Origin of the sequence: Roseburia intestinalis L1-82 (assembly GCF_900537995.1) — a bacterium.
Taxonomy (GTDB): domain Bacteria; phylum Bacillota; class Clostridia; order Lachnospirales; family Lachnospiraceae; genus Roseburia; species Roseburia intestinalis.
The window spans coordinates 3,183,136-3,205,423 of the sequence record NZ_LR027880.1 but is presented as its reverse complement, the minus strand read 5'-3'; the positions used below and the strand labels follow the sequence as shown (position 1 = coordinate 3,205,423).

General features: G+C 41.8%; 23 protein-coding genes and 1 pseudogene. 19 read left to right on the top strand and 5 right to left on the bottom strand.

Features of this window, described 5'->3' with window-relative positions; all coding sequences use genetic code 11:
• The first annotated feature begins 36 nt into the window (after nt 1–36).
• The 3 genes from RIL182_RS15115 to RIL182_RS15105 all read left to right on the top strand — a co-directional run bounded on the left by RIL182_RS15115 (nt 37) and on the right by RIL182_RS15105 (nt 4,145).
• The gene (locus RIL182_RS15115) at nt 37–1,098 is read left to right on the top strand and encodes an ABC transporter substrate-binding protein (RefSeq protein WP_006856930.1); all 1,062 of its coding nucleotides are present in this window, start codon (nt 37–39) and stop codon (nt 1,096–1,098) included.
• 101 nt (nt 1,099–1,199) lie between these two features.
• The gene (locus RIL182_RS15110) at nt 1,200–2,381 is read left to right on the top strand and encodes a hypothetical protein (RefSeq protein ID WP_118597925.1); all 1,182 of its coding nucleotides are present in this window, start codon (nt 1,200–1,202) and stop codon (nt 2,379–2,381) included.
• Nucleotides 2,382–2,444: 63 nt separating this feature from the next.
• Nucleotides 2,445–4,145: a M3 family oligoendopeptidase gene (locus tag RIL182_RS15105; RefSeq protein WP_006856931.1), complete on the top strand. Its 1,701-nt coding sequence runs from the start codon at nt 2,445–2,447 to the stop codon at nt 4,143–4,145.
• A 22-nt stretch (nt 4,146–4,167) separates the two neighbouring features.
• On the opposite strand, the gene RIL182_RS15100 is transcribed toward RIL182_RS15105, so the two are convergent.
• The 4 genes from RIL182_RS15100 to RIL182_RS15085 are packed head-to-tail and all read right to left on the bottom strand — an operon-like array spanning nt 4,168 to nt 7,411.
• Entirely contained in the window at nt 4,168–4,788 is a 621-nt protein-coding gene (locus tag RIL182_RS15100) for a flavin reductase family protein (RefSeq protein ID WP_006856932.1), read from the bottom strand.
• Between the two features lie 11 nt (nt 4,789–4,799).
• A complete protein-coding gene (locus RIL182_RS15095; RefSeq protein ID WP_006856933.1) occupies nt 4,800–5,315 on the bottom strand; it encodes a DUF4364 family protein in 516 nt (171 codons plus the stop codon).
• Between the two features lie 27 nt (nt 5,316–5,342).
• Nucleotides 5,343–6,263 carry a TIGR01212 family radical SAM protein gene (locus RIL182_RS15090; RefSeq protein WP_118488424.1) on the bottom strand — a complete coding sequence of 307 codons (921 nt, stop codon included), beginning with the start codon at nt 6,261–6,263 and terminating at the stop codon, nt 5,343–5,345.
• The gene (locus RIL182_RS15085; protein ID WP_044998978.1) at nt 6,260–7,411 is read right to left on the bottom strand and encodes an NAD(P)-dependent malic enzyme; all 1,152 of its coding nucleotides are present in this window, start codon (nt 7,409–7,411) and stop codon (nt 6,260–6,262) included. Before RIL182_RS15085 ends, RIL182_RS15090 begins: the two co-directional genes overlap by 4 nt.
• A 348-nt stretch (nt 7,412–7,759) precedes the next feature.
• Between RIL182_RS15085 and RIL182_RS15075 the strand changes: the two genes are divergently transcribed.
• The 8 genes from RIL182_RS15075 (at nt 7,760) to RIL182_RS15040 (ending at nt 16,304) form a co-directional block, all read left to right on the top strand.
• Nucleotides 7,760–10,741, top strand: coding sequence for a DUF3427 domain-containing protein (locus tag RIL182_RS15075; RefSeq protein ID WP_006856935.1), 2,982 nt, complete (start codon nt 7,760–7,762; stop codon nt 10,739–10,741).
• A 31-nt stretch (nt 10,742–10,772) separates the two neighbouring features.
• Nucleotides 10,773–11,186, top strand: a complete 414-nt coding sequence (locus RIL182_RS15070) for a (deoxy)nucleoside triphosphate pyrophosphohydrolase (protein ID WP_006856936.1) — start codon at nt 10,773–10,775, stop codon at nt 11,184–11,186.
• Between the two features lie 60 nt (nt 11,187–11,246).
• Nucleotides 11,247–12,341 carry an HNH endonuclease domain-containing protein gene (locus RIL182_RS15065; protein WP_044998972.1) on the top strand — a complete coding sequence of 365 codons (1,095 nt, stop codon included), beginning with the start codon at nt 11,247–11,249 and terminating at the stop codon, nt 12,339–12,341.
• A 53-nt stretch (nt 12,342–12,394) separates the two neighbouring features.
• On the top strand, nt 12,395–12,919 hold the full coding sequence (locus RIL182_RS15060; RefSeq protein WP_015560000.1) for a nitroreductase: 525 nt from the start codon (nt 12,395–12,397) through the stop codon (nt 12,917–12,919).
• Nucleotides 12,920–12,952: 33 nt separating this feature from the next.
• Complete coding sequence (locus RIL182_RS15055) at nt 12,953–13,978, top strand: transglutaminase domain-containing protein (protein ID WP_006856937.1); 1,026 nt, start codon at nt 12,953–12,955, stop codon at nt 13,976–13,978.
• A gap of 14 nt (nt 13,979–13,992) precedes the next feature.
• Nucleotides 13,993–14,985: a helix-turn-helix transcriptional regulator gene (locus RIL182_RS15050; RefSeq protein ID WP_006856938.1), complete on the top strand. Its 993-nt coding sequence runs from the start codon at nt 13,993–13,995 to the stop codon at nt 14,983–14,985.
• 276 nt (nt 14,986–15,261) lie between these two features.
• Nucleotides 15,262–15,984, top strand: a complete 723-nt coding sequence (locus RIL182_RS15045) for a hypothetical protein (RefSeq protein ID WP_006856939.1) — start codon at nt 15,262–15,264, stop codon at nt 15,982–15,984.
• Nucleotides 15,985–15,998: 14 nt separating this feature from the next.
• Nucleotides 15,999–16,304, top strand: a complete 306-nt coding sequence (locus tag RIL182_RS15040; RefSeq protein ID WP_015560003.1) for a type II toxin-antitoxin system RelB/DinJ family antitoxin — start codon at nt 15,999–16,001, stop codon at nt 16,302–16,304.
• Between the two features lie 230 nt (nt 16,305–16,534).
• Here the strand turns inward: RIL182_RS15040 and RIL182_RS21365 are convergent, their stop codons facing one another.
• Nucleotides 16,535–16,762, bottom strand: coding sequence for a hypothetical protein (locus tag RIL182_RS21365; RefSeq protein ID WP_006857040.1), 228 nt, complete (start codon nt 16,760–16,762; stop codon nt 16,535–16,537).
• An 8-nt stretch (nt 16,763–16,770) separates the two neighbouring features.
• Here RIL182_RS21365 and RIL182_RS15025 point away from each other — a divergent pair, with 8 nt between their 5' ends.
• From RIL182_RS15025 to RIL182_RS22345, 8 genes and pseudogenes are all read left to right on the top strand, one after another.
• The gene (locus RIL182_RS15025) at nt 16,771–17,115 is read left to right on the top strand and encodes a hypothetical protein (protein WP_006856941.1); all 345 of its coding nucleotides are present in this window, start codon (nt 16,771–16,773) and stop codon (nt 17,113–17,115) included.
• An 84-nt stretch (nt 17,116–17,199) separates the two neighbouring features.
• Nucleotides 17,200–17,349, top strand: a complete 150-nt coding sequence (locus tag RIL182_RS22195) for a hypothetical protein (protein ID WP_202864850.1) — start codon at nt 17,200–17,202, stop codon at nt 17,347–17,349.
• 113 nt (nt 17,350–17,462) lie between these two features.
• Entirely contained in the window at nt 17,463–18,491 is a 1,029-nt protein-coding gene (locus RIL182_RS15015) for a glycoside hydrolase family 172 protein (protein ID WP_226947204.1), read from the top strand.
• Nucleotides 18,492–18,597: 106 nt separating this feature from the next.
• Entirely contained in the window at nt 18,598–19,515 is a 918-nt protein-coding gene (locus RIL182_RS15010; protein ID WP_006856943.1) for a serine hydrolase domain-containing protein, read from the top strand.
• A gap of 322 nt (nt 19,516–19,837) precedes the next feature.
• Nucleotides 19,838–20,107, top strand: a pseudogene (gene tnpA / locus RIL182_RS15005) (IS200/IS605 family transposase); the annotation flags it as partial.
• Nucleotides 20,108–20,268: 161 nt separating this feature from the next.
• Nucleotides 20,269–20,541: a PDDEXK nuclease domain-containing protein gene (locus tag RIL182_RS15000; RefSeq protein ID WP_006857041.1), complete on the top strand. Its 273-nt coding sequence runs from the start codon at nt 20,269–20,271 to the stop codon at nt 20,539–20,541.
• Nucleotides 20,542–21,176: 635 nt separating this feature from the next.
• On the top strand, nt 21,177–22,187 hold the full coding sequence (locus RIL182_RS14995; RefSeq protein WP_006856944.1) for a lysozyme inhibitor LprI family protein: 1,011 nt from the start codon (nt 21,177–21,179) through the stop codon (nt 22,185–22,187).
• Between the two features lie 14 nt (nt 22,188–22,201).
• Nucleotides 22,202–22,276, top strand: a complete 75-nt coding sequence (locus RIL182_RS22345; RefSeq protein ID WP_370819204.1) for a hypothetical protein — start codon at nt 22,202–22,204, stop codon at nt 22,274–22,276.
• Nucleotides 22,277–22,288: the final 12 nt, after the last annotated feature.

The window sequence follows — 22,288 nt, the reverse complement described above, 5'->3', positions numbered from 1 at the left end:
ATTCTCTATTTATGTGCGGCGGCTTTTTGGTATATAATGAAAAGCAGAGGTTATGGGTTCGGAGGAGATATGTTAAACAAAAGGTGGGTATCAGCAGGAATCACGGTACTTGGGGCAATATTTTTGCTGGCAGGATGTGGAGAAAAAAGAGGGCAGCGCACGAATGGACTGGACACGGAGGAGATGGCAGGTCATGATGGGTGTATTGTGGTAGGCTATGCACAGGTCGGTTCAGAGTCAGACTGGAGAACAACGAATACGCAGTCATTTAAAAATATTTTTACGGAAGAAAACGGTTATTATCTGATTTTTGAGGATGGACAGCAGAAACAGGAAAATCAGGTCAAGGCGATCCGCAACTTTATCCTACAGGATGTGGACTATATTATTTTAGATCCGGTTGTGGAAACGGGATGGGAAGCGGTGCTTGAGGAGGCAAAGGAGGCAGGAATCCCTGTCATTCTCTCTGACCGTACCGTGGAAGTCGGCGATGAAAGCCTTTACAGCTGCTGGGTAGGAAGTAATTTTTGTGAAGAGGGAATAAAGGCGGGGGAGTGGCTTGAAAATTATTTAAAAGAACAGGGAAGAGAAGATGAGACGATCCATTTAGTCACACTGCAGGGGACGTCAGGTTCCTCCGCACAGATCGGGCGGTCGGACGGTTTTGAAAAAATATTAAAAAAACACTCAGACTGGGTGATGCTTGAAAAACAGTCGGGCGATTTTACACAGGCAAAAGGTCAGGAAGTCATGGAAGATTTTTTAGAGAAGTACGATGATATCGATGTTGTGATCAGTGAAAACGACAATATGACGTTTGGCGTGATCGATGCGCTTGAGGCGGCAGGAAAGAAAATGGGAACAGATGGTGATGTGATCGTGATCTCATTTGATGCAGTAAAAGATGCGCTTACGGTGATGCAGGATGAGAAGATCATGGCTGATTTTGAGTGCAATCCGCTGACAGCCCCTTTGGTCGAACAGACGATCCGGCATATGGAAAACGGGGAAGAGGTCGATAAAGTCCAGTATGTGGAGGAAGGATATTTTGATTACACGATGGATCTGAAATCAATCCTGAAAGACAGATCCTATTAGACAATAGGGAAAGTGTGTATATTGCTTCTTTGGTTTTATTTTTGTATAATATTGAAATAAATTATACTGGGAAATCAAATAAAACAGAGGAGAAGAGCAGTATGGCAGAAGAGGAATTTCAGGAACAAAGTTCCGTGAAAACTGAAACTGAAAAAGAACAGAGTGCCGTGGAAAAGAAAAAAGCAAAAGAACAGAGTGCCACAGAAAAGGAAAATGTAAATGTAGAGAATGTTATGGAACAGGAACAGGTAGAAGATCCGGTTATCATAGAGAGCGAAGATGTGAAGATGGAAACAGAACCGGATTACATGCAGATGGAAGTCAAAAATCCGCGCATCGGGAAAGTTTTAAAGCTTGAAGAGGAAGCAAAGCGGCAGAATGAATTAGAGCAGCTTCGCAGCAAGCGGATCAGACAGCAGCAGGAATATATCAATCAGATGATCGACTCCGTGGAAGCAAATCTGAAGAATACAAAAGAAGAACAGAAGCTAAATGAGGAGTTTGAGCGCCATATCAGAACGGAAGTTTACCGGATGCATGGTATTAGTGAGGATAAACTTCAGGGCATGGAGGAGCGGCGCAATGCATGGTATCAGGGGGCTGCGTTTGCGCTGTTTTTTTTGTCGCTGATCTTAGTGGCAGTGTGCGGTGTTCTGCATGGATTTGGTTCGGAACTTTGTATTTTTATGGCATTTTATACGGCAATCGAGGGCACACTTCTTTCAAATGGCAGGAAACAGGCAGCGTTTTTTGAGGTGCTGATCAAGGTTTTATATCTGTTACTTTACCCTGTGATGCTGACGGTGTTTGTATGTTACGAACTGAAATTTAAGGAATATGATATGTTAGTTCCGATCTTTGTGATCGCTGGCGTGGTTGTTCTGATGCTCGGTGCGGTATCTTATTTTGCTTACGACCCATACCGTGTGGATAAGCGCAACCGCAAAAAAGCAAACAGTTACATAAAAGAGATGGAAAAGGCAGCGTTAAAGGAAGTACGTCTGAAAGAAAAAGCACTTGAAAAATTACAGCGGAAAAACGCGAAGAAGGCACAGAGAGAAAAAGTGCGCAAAGAAAAGGAAGAAGAAAGACGTACGAAACGGGAAGCACGCAAAGCGGAGCGGGAAGCAGCACGGCAGAAATCAGAACAGGAACAGCCGGCAGAAAAAATCATTGGATGGTGGGAAAAAATCCGTCATAAGAATGAGAAGAAAACTGAAAGTGAAGTGAAAGAGCAGATGACAGAAAACATTGCGAAAGACAAAAATGAGAGCGCAGAATAAAAGTCTGTTATGGTCAAAGACCAATAACATATAGAAATGCAGGAAGAAAGGACAAAATGAAACATGGAAGATTTTAAATTCAGCACACTGGAATATAAAAGACCAGATTTTGAAAAAACAGGTGCATTTGCAGAGGAGATCACGGAAAAGATCAAAAATGCAGCATCCTATGGAGAATTAAAAGGATATATGGAGCAGATGGAAGAAATGTCGAAAAATTTTTCGACGGACTGTACGATCGCATCCATCCGCCATACATTAGACACTACAGATGAGTTCTATGAAAAAGAAGATGCATATATCAACGATATGGTGCCGACCGTTATGCCGAAGCTTCTGGCTATGAATGATGCCCTGATGGAATCAAAATTCCGCGGCGATATTGAAAACGAATATGGAAAACAGTATTTTGCACAGATGGATCTGCAGAAAAAGACATTCTGTGAGGAAAACATCCCACTGATGCAGCAGGAGTCAAGACTGTGCAGGGAATATGAAAAAATGATGGCAACCGCAGCAATCCCGTTTGACGGAAAAACGTTAAACCTGTACGGGGTACAGAAGTATTTTGAACATGAGGAACGTGAAGTACGAAAGGCTGCTGTAAAGGCTTACTCTGATTTTTATCATGGCAATGAAAAACGCCTCGAGGAAATCTGGGATGAACTGATCAAAATCCGTACACAGATGGGAAAAAATCTTGGTTATGAGAACTTTATCCCGGTTGGATATATGCAGCAGGGACGTACCGATTACGGCATGGAGGAAGTAGCTGCTTTCCGTGAGCAGGTGCGTACCGTGTTAGTACCTCTGTGTGAAAAATTATATGAGGCACAGAGAAAACGTCTCGGCGTGGATACATTGATGTTTTATGATGAAAAACGTGTATTCCCGGATGGCAATGCAGTTCCGGCAGGGGATGATGATTTCATGGTGGATCAGGCGAGAAAAATGTATCATGAATTAAGCCCTGAGACAGGAGAATTCATTGACTTTATGATCGACCATGAGCTGATGGACTTAAAAAACAAACCGGGCAAGGCATCCACCGGATATATGACATCCCTTGACCGCTACAAAGCACCGTTTGTATTTTCCTGTTTCAATCAGACGATCTTTGATATGCAGGTACTGTCACACGAGTTAGGTCATGCGTTTGCAGGATATATGGCAATGCGCAGCCAGCCGATCGCAGCATATTACAGCGAATCCACGGATATTGCAGAGATCCATTCCATGGCGATGGAACAGTTTGCTTATCCGTATGCAGAAAAATTCTTTGGAGAGCAGGCAGATAAATACCGTTTTGCACATTTGCAGGATGCACTGACGTTCGTACCGTTTGGTGTTGCAGTCGATGAATTCCAGCATATCTGCTACAGCAATCCGGATATGACACCGAAGGAGCGCACGCTTGCATGGAAGAAATTAGAGGAAACCTACATGCCGTGGAGAAAATATGAGGCGGATGATTTCTTTGACCGCGGCGGCTACTGGTATCACAAGCTGCATATTTATCTCTACCCGTTCTATTACATCAACTATACACTGACGACGATGGGAGCGATGGAGTTTAAGACTAAGGACAGAAAAAATCATGAGGATGCATGGAAAGATTACTTAAATCTCTGTAAATGCGGTGGAAGCATGAGCTATTTAGAGACACTGCGTTATGCACATCTGATGAATCCGTTTGAACAGGGCACAGTGGAAAAAGCGATTGAACTTGCGAAAAATGATTTGTTAAACAGCAAATATATGTAAGAAAAAAGCAAAGAAACGGCGGTTATTTCCGTTTCTTTGCTTTCTTTTTTGCAACACTGTATCCGAAGGTGCCAAGCTTTTTGCCAAGCAGGAAATAGGCACCGTGGGAGTAAGTGACAAGTCCGGTGTCATTGAGATGAAAGGTATTTTTTTCATCAAAAAATTTATCGTCTACGGTAACATTCACCACATCAGCAAGAAACATGGTGTGACTGCCGAGCGGTTTGATCTCCCGCACTTTACATTCAATGTTGACCGGGCTTTCCGCAATACCCGGTGCAGAAATCTCCTTCGAGGGGAGCGGTGTCAGATGCATTTCTTTGAATTTGTCAATATCTTTTCCGGAGCGGACACCGCAGAAATCGGTCGCACGGACTAACTGCTCTGTTGTCAGATTTACAACAAATTCGCCGGATTCTTCGATCATGTGGTAAGAGTAGCGTTCCGGGCGGACAGAGATCGATAACATCGGTGGATTGGTACACACGGTACCTGCCCACGCTACGGTGATGATATTCGGTTTCCCGGCAAGGGCTGGATTGGTGCAGAGCGCATCCTCTTTTCCGGCAGGATACTGGCAGCTTACCATGACGGCAGGCAGCGGGTAGAGCATGTTGCCGGGTTTGAAATATTGTTTTGCCATAAAGCCTCCATTTATTTCAGCAGAAGATCCATGAGATATGCATAGACGTCTTCATTTTGTTTTTTCCAGTTATCACAGATCGCCTGCGCCTGTTCCCGGGTTTTTACGGTAAGTGTCAGGTCGATCAGGTTGGTTTCATGTACACGGAACTGACAGCGCGCTGCATAATCCTGATTTGGTGTTTTGTAATAATCAGCAAGGATGGAGTTAACGCTGCGCAGTTCTAATTTATTTTTTTCTAAGAATGCAGTGGTGTCGCGTTCGATTGCAGGCGTGATCTTATCTTTGAAAAAACCAAGCGTCTCCTTACCGGCAGCAGTAATGGTATACTGTGTATTGCTGTGTGTGGATTCTGCGTGGATGAGACTTGCGTCCTCAAGATCGCTTAATACCTGCTGGACGCGGAAATAATCCGTGTAATCCTGCTCTAAAAAGAAATTAGATATCTGTGTGTTGGTCAATGGAAAATCCACTTTATCGAGCATGTTTAAAATTGTCAGTTTATAGATTGTGATTGGTTCTGCCATAATATAGATGCCCTCTTTCTTTTATAATCAGATATTCTTTCCCTGCCAGAGGTCACGCTCACGCAGGCATTTCTGGATCGTATTTAAAACTCTTTTTTTGTCGGTGCTCCATAAGGGTGCAAGTAAAAGATTCCTCGGCCCGTCCCCTGTGAGCCGGTGGATGACGATCTCCGGCGGCAGCAGTGCGATGCAGTCTGCAATCAGGTCACAGTATTCCTCCAGTGTAAAAAGTGGAAACGGATCTGCCATATAGGCAGTCCCAAGATCGGTTCCTTTCAATATATGAAGGAGCTGGAGTTTTATTCCGGTGACCGGAAGGCTGCCAACATAACGGACGGAGGAGAGCATATCTTCTTTTGTCTCACCCGGAAGTCCAAGGATCAGATGAGTAATGACCGGAATGTTTCTTTTATGCAGATCAGATACTGCCTGCTCAAACTGGGAGAGGGTAAAACCGCTTCGGATCGCGTGAAGTGTTTTGTCGTGGATGGTCTGAAGTCCAAGTTCAATCCAGACCGGTTTTCTGCGGTTTAACTCGTCGAGGAGATCTAAGACATCCGGTGGAAGACAGTCACAGCGGGTCGCGATGGACAATGCCACCACATCCGGTTCTTCAATGGCTTCCGTAAAGATCCGTCTTAAATATTCTACCGGTGCATAGGTATTGGTATATGCCTGAAAATAAGCGATGAACTTTTTACAGCCTGTTTTTGCCTGAATCCGTTTTTTGGCGGAAAGAATCTGCGCATGAACAGACAAGTCAGGCGCGGCGGCAAAATCCCCGGAACCGCCAGCGCTGCAGAAGATGCAGCCGCGGTCGTCTAAGGTACCGTCGCGGTTTGGACAGGTCATACCGCCGTTTAAGGAGAGGCGGTAGACCTTTTCCCCGAAAGTCTGTTTTAATTCATAATCTAAAGAATGATACCGTTTGTCGCCCCAGATCATCATTTGATATGGGATTTGACAGCTTCGCTTACAACTTCTGCGACACGCGGGTCAAAAGCCTCCGGCATGATAAATTCGTCACATAACTGATCCTCGGAAACAAGACCTGCGATCGCTTCTGCGGCGGCAAGTTTCATTTCTTCCGTGATCTGTGTGGCACGTCCCTCTAAGGCGCCTTTGAAGATACCAGGGAATGCGACAACGTTGTTGACCTGATTCGGGAAGTCACTTCTTCCGGTTCCGACCACGCGTGCACCGGCTGCTTTTGCAACGTCCGGCATGATCTCCGGTACCGGGTTTGCCATTGCAAACAGGATGGAATCGTGATTCATGGAAGATACCATCTCCGGTGTTACAATGTTTGGTGCGGAAACACCAACAAAAATATCAGCACCTTTTAATGCATCGGCAAGTGTTCCATGCTCATTTGCAAGGTTTGTTACTTCGGTCATTTTCTGCTGCATCCAGTTTAAGTTTGGATAATCTTTTCCGATGATGCCCTCACGGTCACACATGATCACATTTTTAAAACCGTATGTTAAAAGTAATTTTGTGATGGCAACGCCAGCAGATCCAGCACCGTTTACAACGACGCGGCAGTCCTCTTTTTTCTTGCCGGTCACCTTTAATGCATTGATGATACCTGCAAGTACTACGATGGCAGTACCGTGCTGGTCGTCATGAAATACCGGAATGTCGAGCATTTCTTTTAAACGTTCCTCAATCTCAAAGCAGCGTGGTGCGGAGATATCCTCCAAGTTGATACCGCCGAATGCCGGTGCAATGTTCTTAACGGTAGCGATGATCTCTTCGGTATCCTGTGTGTCAAGACAGATCGGAACAGCGTTGACATTGCCGAATTCCTTGAATAATACGCATTTGCCCTCCATAACCGGCATAGCTGCGTATGCACCGATATTGCCGAGGCCTAACACGGCACTTCCGTCGGAAACAACGGCAACGGTGTTGGCTTTCATGGTATATGTATAAGCTGCCTCAGGATCTTTGGCAATGACCTTGCAAGGCTCTGCAACGCCCGGTGTGTACGCAATCGCGAGATCTTCGCGGCTCTTTACTTTAGATTTGGCAACGGTCTCTAATTTACCGTTCCACTGTTTATGCATCTCTAATGCTTTATTTTCCATAGTAATCCTCATTTCTGAGCAACTTGTTGCGAAGAGGCGACGAGAATCTCAAATTCTCGTAGGCATGCTTTTTTATGCCTTGTCATAGAAGCTATTTGTTTTTGCTCAGAAACAAATAGCCGTGCGAAAAATAAGCTATCGAGCTTATTTTTCACACTAGAATCTCTCCTGTTATCCTTGTTTTCATTTATGATAACATTAACAATTTCACAAATCAAGAAAAGTTGATGGAGAATTCGTGGGAATGTTTGTTGAAAACGTTTGTAATAAGGAATATACTGGATGTAGTGTGTTTTGAGAATTGTTTCATTGGTAAAACTGTGGGTTTGGTAACTGGCAGTATCAGGAGAAAAAATGAGTAAAATTGATGAGTTACGATTGGGATTTGAAACGGCATATATCAATGGTTCGGCTGCATCTAACAGCCTTTATCGACCGCAGTTTGTGTCTAATAACCATAAAGAGGGAAAGAAGGTGCTCTCATCCGTTGAGGATGAACTTTTGAAATGTGACAGGTTTCAGATCAGTGTGGCATTTATCACGATGAGTGGCATCACACCGCTTCTTCAGACACTAAAAGAATTGGAAAACAAAAATATTCCCGGGGAAATTTTAACCACAAATTATCTGAATTTCAGTGAACCTGGGGCATTAAAAAAGCTGAATGATTTATCGAATATTACCTTAAAGATGTATGATGTGGAAGCAGCGGACGAAGGGTTTCATACCAAAGGATATATTTTTAGAAAAGACGAAATTTACCGGATCATTATCGGCAGTTCGAATATTACAAGTGCGGCGCTTACCAGTAATCGTGAATGGAATACAAAGCTGATCTCAACCGAACAGGGGGAGATGGCGAAAGAAATCGTTGCTGAGTTTAAAGAACTGTGGAATTCGCCGTATGCTTTATCATTTGATACTTTTTATGAAAATTATAAAGAACGCTATCAGATCATAAAACATCAGAGGGAAACTGCAAAATTAGATGAGATAACGTCAATTGAAAAATATACGTTACAGCCGAACAGTATGCAGGTTGGGTTTATCACAAATCTGAAAAAAATTCTTGCAGCAGGGGAAAAACGGGCGCTTCTTATTTCAGCTACCGGAACAGGAAAAACATATGCCTCTGCATTTGCAATGCGTGAGCTTGGCTTTCGGAGAGTTCTCTTTTTAGTCCACAGAGGCCAGCTTGCCAGACAGACAAGAAAATCTTACGAGAAGGTATTTGCAAATACCGTATCTATGGGACTGGTTGGTGCCGGTTATCATGAATATGAAGCAGATTATGTGTTTGCGACAGTTCAGACATTGAATCGAGATGAACATCTGCTTCAATATGCGAAAGACGCATTTGACTGTATTGTTTTGGATGAGGCACATCATGTCCCAGCAGATACCTACCGGAAAATCATGGATCATTTTACACCAAAGTTATGGCTTGGAATGACCGCTACGCCGGACAAACGTGATGATAACGTGGAAGGCAGAAATGTTTATGAGATTTTCAATTATCAGATCGCATACGAGATACGACTGCAGCAGGCGATGGAAGAGAATCTTCTCTGCCCGTTCCATTATTTTGGGATTACGGATTTGTCTATGATTGGAGATGAGGAAGCAGCCAGAGATTTTAACATGCTTACAAGTGATGAGCGTGTGAGACATATTGTGAATCAGGCAGATTATTATGGGTACAGCGGCGATAAAGTGAAGGGACTGATTTTCTGCAGCAATATAAAGGAAACAGAGGAACTGTCCGCAAAGTTCAATCAGATCATTAATCCGGCGACCGGTAAAAATTTCAGAACCGTTGCTTTAAATGGCAGCGCATCGGAACAGGAAAGACAGGATGCGTTTGAGCGGCTGGCAATGAATGAGGACGAGAGTTCAGAAGATAGACAGCCATTAGACTATATTTTTTCGGTTGAAATTTTAAATGAGGGTGTGGATATCGTTGAGGTAAATCAGGTGATCATGCTAAGACCAACGCAGTCCCCGATTGTATTTATCCAGCAGCTTGGACGCGGACTTAGAAAAGCCAGTGGAAAAGAGTATGTGGTTATATTGGATTTCATTGGAAATTATAACAATAATTTTATGATTCCGATTGCGTTATCCGGAGACCGCACTTATAACAAGGATAATATCCGGAGATATGTTATGGAAGGCGGAAGGGTAATTCCCGGAGCATCCACCGTTCATTTTGATGAAATAAGCAGGAAAAGAATATTTGCGTCTGTTGACAATGCAAATTTTAGTGATATTAAGCTTATCAAAGAAAATTATAACAACCTGAAAAATAAACTTGGAAGAATTCCGGCACTCCGTGATTTTGATGATTATGGAGAGATGGATGTCATTCGCATTTTTGATAATAACAGTCTTGGTTCTTATTACAAATTTCTTGTGAAATATGAAAAGGAATATACCATTCGTTTATCGGAAGATGAAGAAAAAGTCATTGAGTTTGTTTCAAAGAAGTTAGCAAGTGGTAAAAGAATTCAGGAGTTACAGCTGCTAAAAAGAATCTTAGTATATACGCGGGGCATTTCAAAGATTGGTTTGTTTGCAGGGTTAGAGAATGATCTGAAATCATATGGAAAAGTGATGAGTAAAGATCAGCAGGAGAACATTATTCATGTTATGACAAATGAGTTTCCGGCAGGATCGGGAAAGAAAACGTATGCGCAGTGTGTTTTTATCGAGAAAGATGATTCGGATTATAAACCAGCCAAATCTTTTGCCGAGATGCTTGCCAACAATGATTTTTACAATATTTTAAAAGAGCTTGTGGATTTTGGAATCAGCCGTTACAAGAGAGATTACAGTAAGACTTATGGGCAGACAGATCTGGTGTTATATCAGAAATATACATATGAAGATGTGTGCCGTCTTCTTAACTGGGAGCAAAATGAGGTGCCATTAAATATTGGTGGTTATAAGTTTGATAAAAAAACAAAGACTTTTCCGGTGTTTATCAATTACGATAAAGCGGAGAATATCAGCGATACCACAAGGTACGAAGACCATTTTGTTCCGGGCTTTCGGGACCGTTTGATCGCGATTTCCAAATCGGGAAGAAGTATGCAGTCGGAAGATGTACAGAATTTTCTCAAGGCAAAAGAAAGAGGAATCCAGGTGGAATTGTTTGTCCGAAAAAATAAGGATGATAAGATTTCCAAAGAGTTTTATTATCTTGGTCACATGACAGCCAGTGGAAATGCAAAAGAGTTTACGATGGCAAATACAGAGAAAACAGCCGTTGAGATAGAGTGGATCCTCGATGTGCCGGTTCGGGAAGATATTTATGAATACATTGTCAATGCGTAAATTGCCATAATAGAATACTTGTGGAGGTTGTATGAAGGTAATCAGAGTGGTTGCGGCAGTTATAAAAGCAGCAAATGAACAAGGTGAGCCAATGATTTTTGCTACGCAAAGAGGCTATGGCGATTTAAAAGGCGGTTGGGAATTTCCGGGTGGTAAAATTGAAGAAGGGGAAACTCCAAAAGAAGCCTTAAAAAGAGAGATTATGGAAGAACTCGATACAGAAATTAAAGTGGGAAAACTCATAGATACGATCGAATATGATTATCCTGCGTTTCATCTGTCCATGGATTGCTTCTGGTGTGAAATTGTAAAAGGTGAGCTTGTACTGAAGGAACATGAGGCGGCAAGGTGGCTGACGCGTGAACAATTAGGCGAGGTGGAGTGGCTGCCGGCGGATGTAACGCTGATTGAGAAGGTTGGAGATGAGATGATACAACATTCTTAAAGGGGATGGTATGATCTAAGTCATGGGGAAAAATGATAAAAAGGGTAAGGAGACTGTCGTATGAATCTGCCGTATAGTGACAATTTAAATATTGGCTATCTGAGCCGGCTGTTTGACCGTAACAGAGTATTTAACTGTTATAAATATTTTTGGATGCTTGCAATTTTAAATAAAATTTCTGTGGAAAAAACATCATTTACTTATAATGAATTGTTAGATGAAATGATCGTCCACGCATGGTATATGGTGACAGAATTTAATCTTAAGCTTGGTCCCTGCAATACGACAGACAACCTGGAAGAAGTAGTAAGATATATTTCCACGGAATATAAGCTGGCCTCTACCGTGGAGGAAGGAAAACTCCATGAATTTTTAAGAACAACAGAAAATGTGAGGATCGATAAATATAAAGAAAAACTCATCGTAAATGTTCCGTATTGCCTGCAGAGTCCGTTTTACCCGGCAATTAAATCTCCGGGCAAAAGCAAAATTGCGGAAATTAACAGGCAGAAGCACCTGCTTTATTATTTTATGGATTTTCAAAAGCTGGATACAAGGGTGGAAGTAAATGATGAATGGGCAGAGTATCTGATCCGAAATAAAGAGATTCTAAAAGACTGGGTCAATTATAATCTGATCGGATATTTGCAGGATCGGAATCCTAGCGTGCCGGGTATTGCAGATAAATTGGCAAAACCGAAGAAACGAAATTTAACGAAAGTGACGGACTACTGGAACTTACTCATAGAGTTAGATCCATCGATCAGAGATATTTACGGAAAGATAAATTTGTCAAAAGAAAAAATATCTATTGATCATTTTGTCCCATGGCAGTTTGTAGCACATGATGAACTTTGGAATCTCAGTCCGACGACGAAAACGATTAACAGCAGTAAGGGGAACAAACTTCCTAGGTGGGAAGAGTATTATGAACCATTGGCGCTGTTAGAATACAAAGCTTATCGTATCTGTGACGATAACCCGGTTGCAAAAGCAAAGTTTGAGGAATGTGCAAAATATCATATCAATAATATGGATGTCCGAAACAGTCTTTATGCAGAAGGGTTAGACGATGGGCAGTTTCCGGAGAGGCTGGGCAATATATTAAAACCAGTGTATGAGTCGGCGAAGCTGTGTGGATTTCAGGAGTGGTAAAGGGCGGGAAAATCAGATATCTGAGCCGATCAATAGAAATGGAGGATAACACAATGAACGAAACATTAAAAGTATTGGAAACAAGAAGAAGCTGCAGAAACTTTGACAAGGAAAGAATGGTATCAGAAGAAGATATCCAGGCTGTCGTAAAGGCTGGTACCTATGCGGCAACCGGTATGGGAAGACAGAGCCCGATCATTATTGCCGTGACGAACAAAGAATTAAGAGACCGGTTATCTGCAGAAAATGCAAAGATTATGGGGACTGCGACAGATCCATTTTATGGAGCGCCTGTAATTCTGATTGTTCTTGCAGACAAAGACATACCAACCTATCAGTATGACGGTTCCCTTGTCATGGGAAATCTTATGAATGCGGCGGAAAGCCTGGGTCTTGGCAGCATTTGGATTCACAGGGCAAAAGAAGAGTTCGAGTCGGACTTTGGAAAAAAGATTCTTGCAGATCTTGGCATTGAAGGCAATTATGAAGGAATTGGACATTGCGCAATCGGATATGCAGCCGCACCTGCCAATGCGCCGGCACCGAGAAAAGAAAACTATGTTTATTATGTAAAATAGCCGCCGGTAATACCAATAGAGCTGGAGAACATCATGACTTTAACCGCAAAAGATTATTACTATCATCAATTAAATAAAGAACAGAAAAAAGTTTATTACGCCGTGAAGGAGGGACTTCTCAAAATGGAGGAGTCGTTTCAGGTGCTTAAACTAAGCAGCCGTGAGCTGGCGGATATATATTTTATGGTTCGTATGGATTGCCCGGAAATATTCTATTCTGTCAAATTTACATACAGATATTATCCGGATTCTACAATGGTTGAACTCATACCGGAGTATCTTTTTACAAGGGATAAGATAAAAGAACATCGCCTGGCAATGAAGTCCCGCGTCAAAAAGCTTGCGCTTTTGGCTGAGAAACTGAGTGAAAAAGAGAAAGAACTTTTCATACATGATTTTATCGTCAAAAATGTGAAGTACGACAAGCTTAAAAAGGAATACTCCCACGAAATCATAGGTGCTCTTGGCAATGGCGTTGCAGTATGTGAAGGCATGGCAAAAGCTGTGAAAATACTTTGCGATGAACTTGGTATCTGGTGTATTGTTGCTCTTTCAGATGCAAACCCCGATAAGGGAATTAAATATCGTCATGCATGGAATGTGATTCGTATCGACGGAAAATATTATCATCTTGATGTGACATTTGATAACACATTATCACGGGATGATGCTGTCCGTTATGATTATGTAAATCTGGCGGATAAACAGATTTTTAGGGACCATGAGCCGGTGATATGGAAAGTGCCGGAGTGCACAGACAGTGATCATTTTTATTATCGCGAGAAAAAATTATCGTGGACAACTGTTGATGAGGTGCGTAACCGTACAAAGCAGGCCGTTAAGAAGAACCGGATTTTACTTTTCCATTGGCGTGGAGGCTATTTGACCAAAGAAGTCCTAAAAGAATTGCTTGTGGTATTTGATGAGGAGGCCGGTGTAAAAGGCAAACAGGCGTATGTATCGGTCAACTGGCCACAGGCAGTGATCCGTGTGCGGTTTGAAGACGGGGCTGGCGAGGAACAGGTTGAGATGGAAGAGGCGAATGAGGGGGAAAGGTAGTTTGGAGGTGCGATATGCCTAAATCGTCAAATCAGAAATTGAAACTTATATATCTTATGAAAATCCTTTTGGAGAGAACAGATGAAACGCACAGTATTACTATGTCAGAGATTATTGATGCACTTGCAGCATACGATATAAGTGCTGAACGTAAGAGCTTATACAATGACATTGAAAATCTCAGAGTATATGGTTTGGATGTTATCGGAACGCAGGAGGATAGGACTTATTCATATCATATAGGAAACAGGCAATTTGAATTGGCAGAATTAAAATTACTGGTTGACTCTGTACAGTCTGCAAAATTTATCACGGCTAAGAAGTCAAATGAACTTATAAAAAAGATAGAGGGACTTGCAAGCAAATACGAAGCATCTCAGTTACATAGGCAGGTGTTTGTGGCTGGTCGTGTAAAGACAATGAATGAAAGCATTTATTACAATGTTGACCGGATACATACAGCAATAGCAGAGAATTCAAGGATAACATTCCAGTACTTCCAGTGGAACGTTGATAAAAAAATGGAGCTTCGGCACGGTGGATCACTTTATGAGGTCAGTCCCTGGTCTTTATCATGGGATGATGAGAATTATTATCTCATAGCATATGATAGTTCTGAGGGGATAATTAAACATTTTCGTGTAGATAAAATGCTTTATATTAAATCAAATGGGAAAGGAAGAGAAGGACGACAGGTTTTTAAATCATTTGATATGGCTGCATATGCCAGAAAAATGTTTGGAATGTATGGAGGAAAAGAGGAATGGGTGCGTATTGAGTGTGATAACTCTTTTGCAGGTGTAATGATAGATCGTTTTGGTAAAGATGTATCTATGATCAGGCTGGATGATAAACGCTTTGTTGTCAATGTGGAAGTCGCAGTCAGCAGACAGTTTTTAGCATGGATTATTAGTCTTGGTGAAGGCGTAACACTTGTTGGACCGGATAATGTTGTCGAAATGATGAACATTGAAATTGACAGATTGATAAAACAATATAAAAAATGAGAACAAAAATTCGATATGCAAGGTGTGTTTATGGGACACCCAGGTCTTTATAATAGGAATCAGATAAGAGATAAACTCTTACTGGTTCTTATTTTTTTGAAATAAACGAAGTGTGTAAAAATGATGGAACATTAGAATAGGAGGTGCCTATGGGAACAGATTGAAGAACAGGAAGAAAATATTAAGGATGAATTTGTTTCGCCAATAAAGGAACTCACATACGATGAGGTAACAGAGCCGATTGAAAAGAATGTTGCATCGTATGAATTGTCAGAAATGGACTGGGCAGAATATCTTACACATTTTACATATCTTGTAGAAGGTCTGAAGGACTATAGAGACGAGCTGTCAAAAAAACATTCAGATATAGATCAGAAGATTTGCGATATTCTTCATTATATTGAATTATGTGAAACCGATGATAATGAGGCTGCGGATCTGGTTGAACTGTTAAGGGTATGCAGGGAAAATAGAAGAGACATCAAAGATGAACTGCAAAGAATTGAATACTTTCAAAACAACCTCGGAACTAATGCGAATGCTGCTAAGGCAAAACAGGCATTAAAATGTATCAAAGGTTTGGAAACAAGAAAATACAAACCTAGAAAGTATGAAGAGTTGTTTGAAAACTGTGTACTTAAAGACAGACGATTGCAAAGAGAAGATATATATGAAACGGTTTATAATAGCCAAAATACAAAGCAAAGATATAGCATTGAACCGACATTTAATGATAAAGGTGGTGAAGAAACAATGGTACAAGAAAGAAACTATACTCCATTTGATGGAAAAGAGAATGACTGGGGTTCATTTGCAAAACAACAGGCGGAGTTTTATAGAAATGCAGGACAGTACATAACAAATCTTCAGATAGATATTAAAGAGATAGAGGCAGAGATTGAGGATATAATGGGTGTTTCAGAGCATAGTGAAGTGACCAAAATGCAACCTGTAGAGAATGAGCAGGAAGAGAAAATGCATGTGATAGAATACAGTTGAAGGAGGCGATGATTATGGCAAGAACAGCAAATGTGTTTGCTCGAGTTGAGCCTGAACTTAAAGAACAGGCTGAAAGTGTATTAGATCAGTTAGGAATTCCAATGTCAAATGCAGTAGGAATGTTTCTACGGCAGATTGTTTTGCAAAAGGGAATTCCATTTGAAATGAAATTACCAAGAACGGCACCGTTGACCTATGGTTCTCTTACGAAAGAACAATTTGATAAAGAAATTGAAAAAGGTATGTCTGATGTAAAAGCTGGCAGAGTTTACTCAGCAGATGCCATTGAAGCTGAAATGAAAAGAGATTTTGGCATATGATTTTTTATGTGGCATATTCCGCTGAAGCAAGACAGGATTTGAGGGACATTTATGAATATATTGCGTATGAATTGTTGGTACCTGAAACAGCTGCCGGACAATGGTTGCATTGTTCGGAACGATAGGAAATAGCAATACAAGTTGTAGGCAGGTGGCTACCCAGGAGCAGATGGACCGATTTTGAAAAACTCTGTATCAATTTTCTTTACAGATAAACTTTGTTCATAGATTTATGGTATAATCAGTTTAAGCGCTTGAATAAAGGAGATGGTTATACCATGAATCTGTTTTGCGAAGAGGTTCATAAACTGGAGGCGGAATTTAAACAATGCCGGAAGCTGCTGAACGCTATCGGGGATGAGAACCGCCAGCACCTTATATGCGTCATGATGAATATGCCGATTGATGGCGGCCTTGTATTGGGGATTGTCGAGCAGACGCATCATCCGGGTTGCCATTCCTTGATATGAAAAAGATCAAAAGGGAGTCACTTAAGAAAGCCGAAAAAGGCAGCGGTGTCTATACAATGGGCTCGGTTTATAAACTGCCGGATACATGGACACCGACTTTTGACCTGAGCAATCACGAAAAAGTATCGGCACGAAATGATTATGCGGAGAAGCCGCTGAAAAAAGTTGTCGAAGAAATCGTCGAGAGAAAAAATGGAGATCGGATGCAGCGGAATATGCCGTATTTTGTCAGGCTTGTCGTTGATTATTTCTATGACCGTATGAGAAAGACGAAAAACCTTCAATACGGTGACAGAACACAAAACCACGGGCAATACAAAAAACCATATACAAAGATTTGAACTAATCAGGCCAGGACAGTTTTATTTTGATGCCTGCTACAACCCGTCCAAGACCGCATTCCTGAAAAATGCTGAGAAGAAGGGCTGCAAAATCCTGAATGGTCTTGGTATGTCCAGTTCCAGAGGGCTGCTCAGATCGAATTATGGACCGGACAGAAGGCTCCACTGGATGTGATGCGAAAAGAATTAAAGGAGATTATCCGGGAAGAAAATGAGAAGGCGCAGACGGAATGATTCTGTAATTCCTTTACTTCATGGGAGATAAATGTTATAGTGAATAGAGAAACGCGATAGCGTAGTAAGCAATAATTTCAGATGATCCAGGTTTGATCAGAGAGGAGAAGAATATGAACAACTATTGTATGATCCAGAACTCCAAAACGTTTGCATTTTCCGCAGAGAATCCAACCGGTGTACGCGCAGGTGGTTCCCAGGGCGGTGACTGCACCAAGCTTCGTCCGACCGTGACGATTCCTGCGGGGGAAACCGTAACTCTGGTAGATGCTGCAGGACCGGGTGTGATCCAGCATATGTGGTTTACCGGATATGTCGGGCACCATTTTATCATCCGTATGTATTGGGATGATCAGGAATATCCGTCTGTGGAAGCTCCGCTCTCTGCATTCTTCGGATGTGCCTATGATGAAAATTTCGTGGATCGGGATGGCAAATATCCGGTGTTGAATTCTGCCATGATGCTGGTAGCTCCTGGTCGCGGCTATAACAGCTATTTTGAGATGCCGTTCCATAAGAGAGCTCGGATCACGATGGAAAACCGTGGTGACAAGGATGAAAATCTCTATTATATTATCACCGGAGCTTATCAGGAGATTCCGGCGGAGGCTGGTTATTTCCATGCCACCTATCGCCAAGAGCACCCGGTTCAGAAGGGTCGTACCTACACAATCGTTGACGGAATCGAAGGCAGGGGACAATTTGTTGGTGTGACTCTGGCAACTGGTATGAATGGCAACAATACCTGTTGGGTAGAAGGCGAAGCCCGCATGTATCTGGACGATGATCCGTATCCGTCTATCCACTATACCGGAACTGAAGACTACTTCGGCGGTTCCTATGGATTTGGAAATGACATCATCATCAAGAGCTATCAGACATTCAGCGGCTTATATACCGGCATGTATGCAATCTATGGAGACAACCGGGAATTCTATAACGGACAGCAGAGATTCCTGCTGTATCATTTCCATATTGCAGACCCGATCCGTTTTGAGAATAAGTTTCGTATGACACTCGACAACATGGGCTGGACCGGACCGCGTTACGATGATTACACCAGTGTTGCTTATTGGTATCAGACCCTGCCGTCCGCACCGCTGATGCCACTGCCGACAGATGCAGAGATGTGTATGAGATAATAGAACCAGATTGGAGATGTCAGATAGATTGGTTTTAACCTTGCGACACGTCGCATCGGTTATATCGGACTGACATCAGAGATTTGCCGGAAAGGATAGAGGTATTATGTTACTGGAAGAGAAGTTTTTGGAATTTCATCGTTATGCCAGCAACCACAATCTGCCGCTGGAAGCTATCAGTGTCGGAGATGAGAACAAGGTACTCTGTGAGATGCACTACGCAGCAAATGCACCGAGAAATATTTATTCACATACCAAGAGTTTTACGGTAACAGCAGTTGGACTCGCAATGGAAGAGGGAAAACTAAGCCTGGAAGATCATGTGGCGGAAGTGTTTAAAGATAAACTTCCTTCAAATCCGGATCCAAATCTGGAGAAGATTCAGTTGAAACATCTGCTCTGCATGTCCAGTGGCTTTGGTAAGGCACTTCTGATGAATGCGGACAGACGTCCGGGCATCGGCGCACCGGATTATGAGAAATATATGATGGCACAGCCGGTTCCTGTGGAGCCAGGCAGTGCATTCTGCTATTCCTCTGCCGACAGTATTCTGGCTGCTCATATGGTAGAACGGGCCGTTGGCAAGCGGATGGGAGAGTATCTGTATGAGAAGGTATTCCAGCCCCTTGATATGGGATGGCCGCTCTGGGAGCATGATCCACAGGGACATCCGAATGGCGGCGGAGGTATGTATCTGACTTGTACCGAGATGATGAAACTGGGACAGCTCTATCTGGCTGAGGGTAACTGGAAGGGCGAGCAGATTGTCAGCAGGGACTGGGTGCAGGAGGTGTCCACCCCGAAATTTACCTTCGAGCCATCTGCAGATCTCTGGCATGTAGGATATGGCTATCAGTTCTGGATCAGTCCATATCCAGGATCCTATCGTGCTGATGGCGCATTCGGACAGATTACAACGATTCTCCCAGAGAAGGGATTGGTTGTTTCCATCCAATGTCCGGAGCGAGGTAATTTCGATCAGGTGAAACGTGCGCTGCATGAACATTTTCTGATGGAATTGTAAGAATAGACTTGCAACAATATGCTATAATTTGCCCAGAATCCGCACTTTTGTCTGAAATGCCTGAAAATCAAGGGGGTGCTGGACTTGGAAAGGAGTTTGTACCCCTATTTTGAAAATTTTGTTAACCGGACTGCCCTCGAAAATATGAATATGATTTGTGGTGAAAGAAGTTCCTGCAGGAACTTCTTTTCGTTATGGGCTTTAGCCTGTTGAGTGCATCGGAGTTTCTCCCAACGGAGAAATGGAGATGTGCGAAACAATAAACCACCTGCTATGCGGGTGGTGCAACAAATTTGTTATACAAAAAAATCAAACAAATTCTATGGCACATACAAAATGGATGTGCAAATATCATATTGTATTCACACCAAAATACAGAAGAAAAGTAATATACAATCAGTACAAAGAAGATATCAGAGATATTATCAAAGCATTGTGTAAGTATAAAGGTGTGGAAATAATAGAAGGACACTTAATGCCAGATCATATCCATATGTTGGTAAGTATTCCACCGAAATATAGTATATCACAGTTTATGGGATATTTAAAAGGAAAAAGTGCACTAATGATATATGATAAGCACGCAAACGTTACTGTTCACTCGTACCTCGTTCCAGTAACGGATTTTGCCGATGCTTCGCATTCCAAATCGGCAAAATCTGCTACCACCACTGTATCATACGGCATTTTCAGTTCAGAAAATGCCTACCTGTGAACAGTAACAAAACAATAAAAAAGAAATCGCATAGATACATGAGCTGTGGTATACTGTGTCTATGCGAATTTATAATAGTCTTAGGGCAGCTTAATGCTTATGTAGGATATTATAAGAAAAATGAGATGATAGAGGGAGATAATCCTCCAGTAGGAATACTGCTTTGTACAGATAAAGGTTCTCAGATGGTAGAATATGCCTTATCTGGAATGGATAACCAGTTATTTGTTTCAACGTATATGTTACATTTGCCTGACAAGAAGAAACTCGAAGAATTTATGTTAAAAGAGATAGAAGAAATGGGAATGTAAAGTTAAGCACTTTGTAATTATGGGTATGAAGTATTTTCTGTTAAATGTGGATAGTTTGGAATTTTAATATGGAAAATGAGATAAATTATTCTGATATTTGAAAGTGATCAGTCAGATGGGAAGTTATTTGACGCTGTCCGTTCGGTAAGATTTAAACAAATCTTCATCTGTTCTTAATACATCACATTATTACCTTTAAAACCACAGATATAAACGATATTATTACAAATACGGTTGGGACTATAATCAGATATTTTATTGCACGCTGGATAACAGGTAGTTAAAAAAAAGAGTATTGCTAAATTCAAAAATGAGTGACTTTTATGTAATATGCAGTTCTGTCGTAGTTATTATGTTCTTGTTTCAACCTTTTGTTTCATCATTATTATGGGAAATGGCAGTGTAACTTCAAGTTTGGTTAAATATAGAGAGAAATGTTATACCTCGGCTAAAAAGATACAATATTAGATGTTTCATGAGCAGTATTTGAGTTTATTTTAAATTCAGGTATTGCTTTTTTATTTATGCAAAGTTTCACGGGGCCGCTGGTATTTTTTCTCATGTTCATTTATAATTGCTGATAGAGAAAACTGGAAAGAACACCCAATGAATCAGAAAGTAGAGAGTATAAACACATGAAAAAAAGAATTTACAGCATGATATTAATATTAATGACCGGACTTTGTGCCGGATGTGGCAAAGAAGGAGTAAAAAATAATAATACAGGAATAGAAAGCGAATCTTCCCAGGTGGAAGATTCGGTCAGTTTTGAAAACACAGAAGACACAGAAAGCACAGAAGACACAGAAAGCACAGAAGACACAGAAAGCACAGAAAATACAGAAAGTACAGAAAGTACAGAATACAATGACGTCGTATTAAATGAAGAAACGGATTTTACTTATGACTATTCGGAGGACATCAAAGCGGATGTTGACAATGTGGTATCAGGTTCCGCATCACTGCAGGACGAATTGGAGAATATTGAGAACATCGTAAAGAAATATACGCCGCTGGCGCAGGCAGCCCAGACACAGACAGAAATGAATCTGTCATCCAGATGGTTTTTCGACATATGGGATACGGAATTAAATAACCTTTGGAGCAGATTCAGTGATCTGGCAGATCCGCAGACAAAGGAGAAGATCCTTGCAGAACAGAGAAACTGGATCGCTATGAAGGAAGAAGTGACCTTGCTTCACATTGGATCTTACGAAGAAAACGGCAGTATGTATCCGCTTCTTCAGAATTCTTATCTGGAGGAGATCACGAAGAACAGGGCTTATGTTATTGCAAATGAGCTGGCAAAGATAAAGGGGGAATCCTTTGTTATGCCGGAAAAATCAGCAAAGTACGGTCTGTTTGTGGACAATCAGGGGACTGGCAGCGTATACAGTTCCCTGATCACCAGACAGGGGCTGGAAGGAGAGGATGAAGCGCTTATCTCCATTTACAGAGAGGGAGAAACAAAAGGAACATTTGTTGACAATGGAAACGGGGAGCTGGCTTTCACATCAGATGACGGAAGTGTAAAAGGAACCATTAAAATCAACGGATGGGATGGCGCAAGTTTCAAGGTTACAGAGACATCAGGAGAGGCTGTTTTTTCTGCAGGAGAGGAGGTCAATTTTCCGTTTGCATTTTGACAGCATTGTTTGATATGTTGTTTGTAATGATTCAGCGATATAACAGACAAAGAATCATGAAACTCGTAAATCGGCAGTTGCGGAGGTGAATAAAATATATG

What these genes read in the sequence shown, in the direction of transcription:
- RIL182_RS15010 (WP_006856943.1), top strand. Translation starts at nt 18,598, where the DNA reads ATGTTACTGGAAGAGAAGTTTTTGGAATTTCATCGTTATGCCAGCAAC.
- RIL182_RS15050 (WP_006856938.1), top strand. Translation starts at nt 13,993, where the DNA reads ATGCCTAAATCGTCAAATCAGAAATTGAAACTTATATATCTTATGAAA.
- RIL182_RS15110 (WP_118597925.1), top strand. Translation starts at nt 1,200, where the DNA reads ATGGCAGAAGAGGAATTTCAGGAACAAAGTTCCGTGAAAACTGAAACT.
- RIL182_RS21365 (WP_006857040.1), bottom strand. Translation starts at nt 16,762, where the DNA reads ATGGCAACCCGGATGATGCGTCTGCTCGACAATCCCCAATACAAGGCC.
- RIL182_RS15075 (WP_006856935.1), top strand. Translation starts at nt 7,760, where the DNA reads ATGAGTAAAATTGATGAGTTACGATTGGGATTTGAAACGGCATATATC.
- RIL182_RS15100 (WP_006856932.1), bottom strand. Translation starts at nt 4,788, where the DNA reads ATGGCAAAACAATATTTCAAACCCGGCAACATGCTCTACCCGCTGCCT.
- RIL182_RS14995 (WP_006856944.1), top strand. Translation starts at nt 21,177, where the DNA reads ATGAAAAAAAGAATTTACAGCATGATATTAATATTAATGACCGGACTT.
- RIL182_RS15060 (WP_015560000.1), top strand. Translation starts at nt 12,395, where the DNA reads ATGAACGAAACATTAAAAGTATTGGAAACAAGAAGAAGCTGCAGAAAC.
- RIL182_RS15040 (WP_015560003.1), top strand. Translation starts at nt 15,999, where the DNA reads ATGGCAAGAACAGCAAATGTGTTTGCTCGAGTTGAGCCTGAACTTAAA.
- RIL182_RS15090 (WP_118488424.1), bottom strand. Translation starts at nt 6,263, where the DNA reads ATGATGATCTGGGGCGACAAACGGTATCATTCTTTAGATTATGAATTA.
- RIL182_RS15045 (WP_006856939.1), top strand. Translation starts at nt 15,262, where the DNA reads ATGGACTGGGCAGAATATCTTACACATTTTACATATCTTGTAGAAGGT.
- RIL182_RS15115 (WP_006856930.1), top strand. Translation starts at nt 37, where the DNA reads ATGAAAAGCAGAGGTTATGGGTTCGGAGGAGATATGTTAAACAAAAGG.
- RIL182_RS15025 (WP_006856941.1), top strand. Translation starts at nt 16,771, where the DNA reads ATGAAAAAGATCAAAAGGGAGTCACTTAAGAAAGCCGAAAAAGGCAGC.
- RIL182_RS15105 (WP_006856931.1), top strand. Translation starts at nt 2,445, where the DNA reads ATGGAAGATTTTAAATTCAGCACACTGGAATATAAAAGACCAGATTTT.
- RIL182_RS15070 (WP_006856936.1), top strand. Translation starts at nt 10,773, where the DNA reads ATGAAGGTAATCAGAGTGGTTGCGGCAGTTATAAAAGCAGCAAATGAA.
- RIL182_RS15095 (WP_006856933.1), bottom strand. Translation starts at nt 5,315, where the DNA reads ATGGCAGAACCAATCACAATCTATAAACTGACAATTTTAAACATGCTC.
- RIL182_RS15015 (WP_226947204.1), top strand. Translation starts at nt 17,463, where the DNA reads ATGAACAACTATTGTATGATCCAGAACTCCAAAACGTTTGCATTTTCC.
- RIL182_RS15065 (WP_044998972.1), top strand. Translation starts at nt 11,247, where the DNA reads ATGAATCTGCCGTATAGTGACAATTTAAATATTGGCTATCTGAGCCGG.
- RIL182_RS15000 (WP_006857041.1), top strand. Translation starts at nt 20,269, where the DNA reads ATGAGCTGTGGTATACTGTGTCTATGCGAATTTATAATAGTCTTAGGG.
- RIL182_RS15055 (WP_006856937.1), top strand. Translation starts at nt 12,953, where the DNA reads ATGACTTTAACCGCAAAAGATTATTACTATCATCAATTAAATAAAGAA.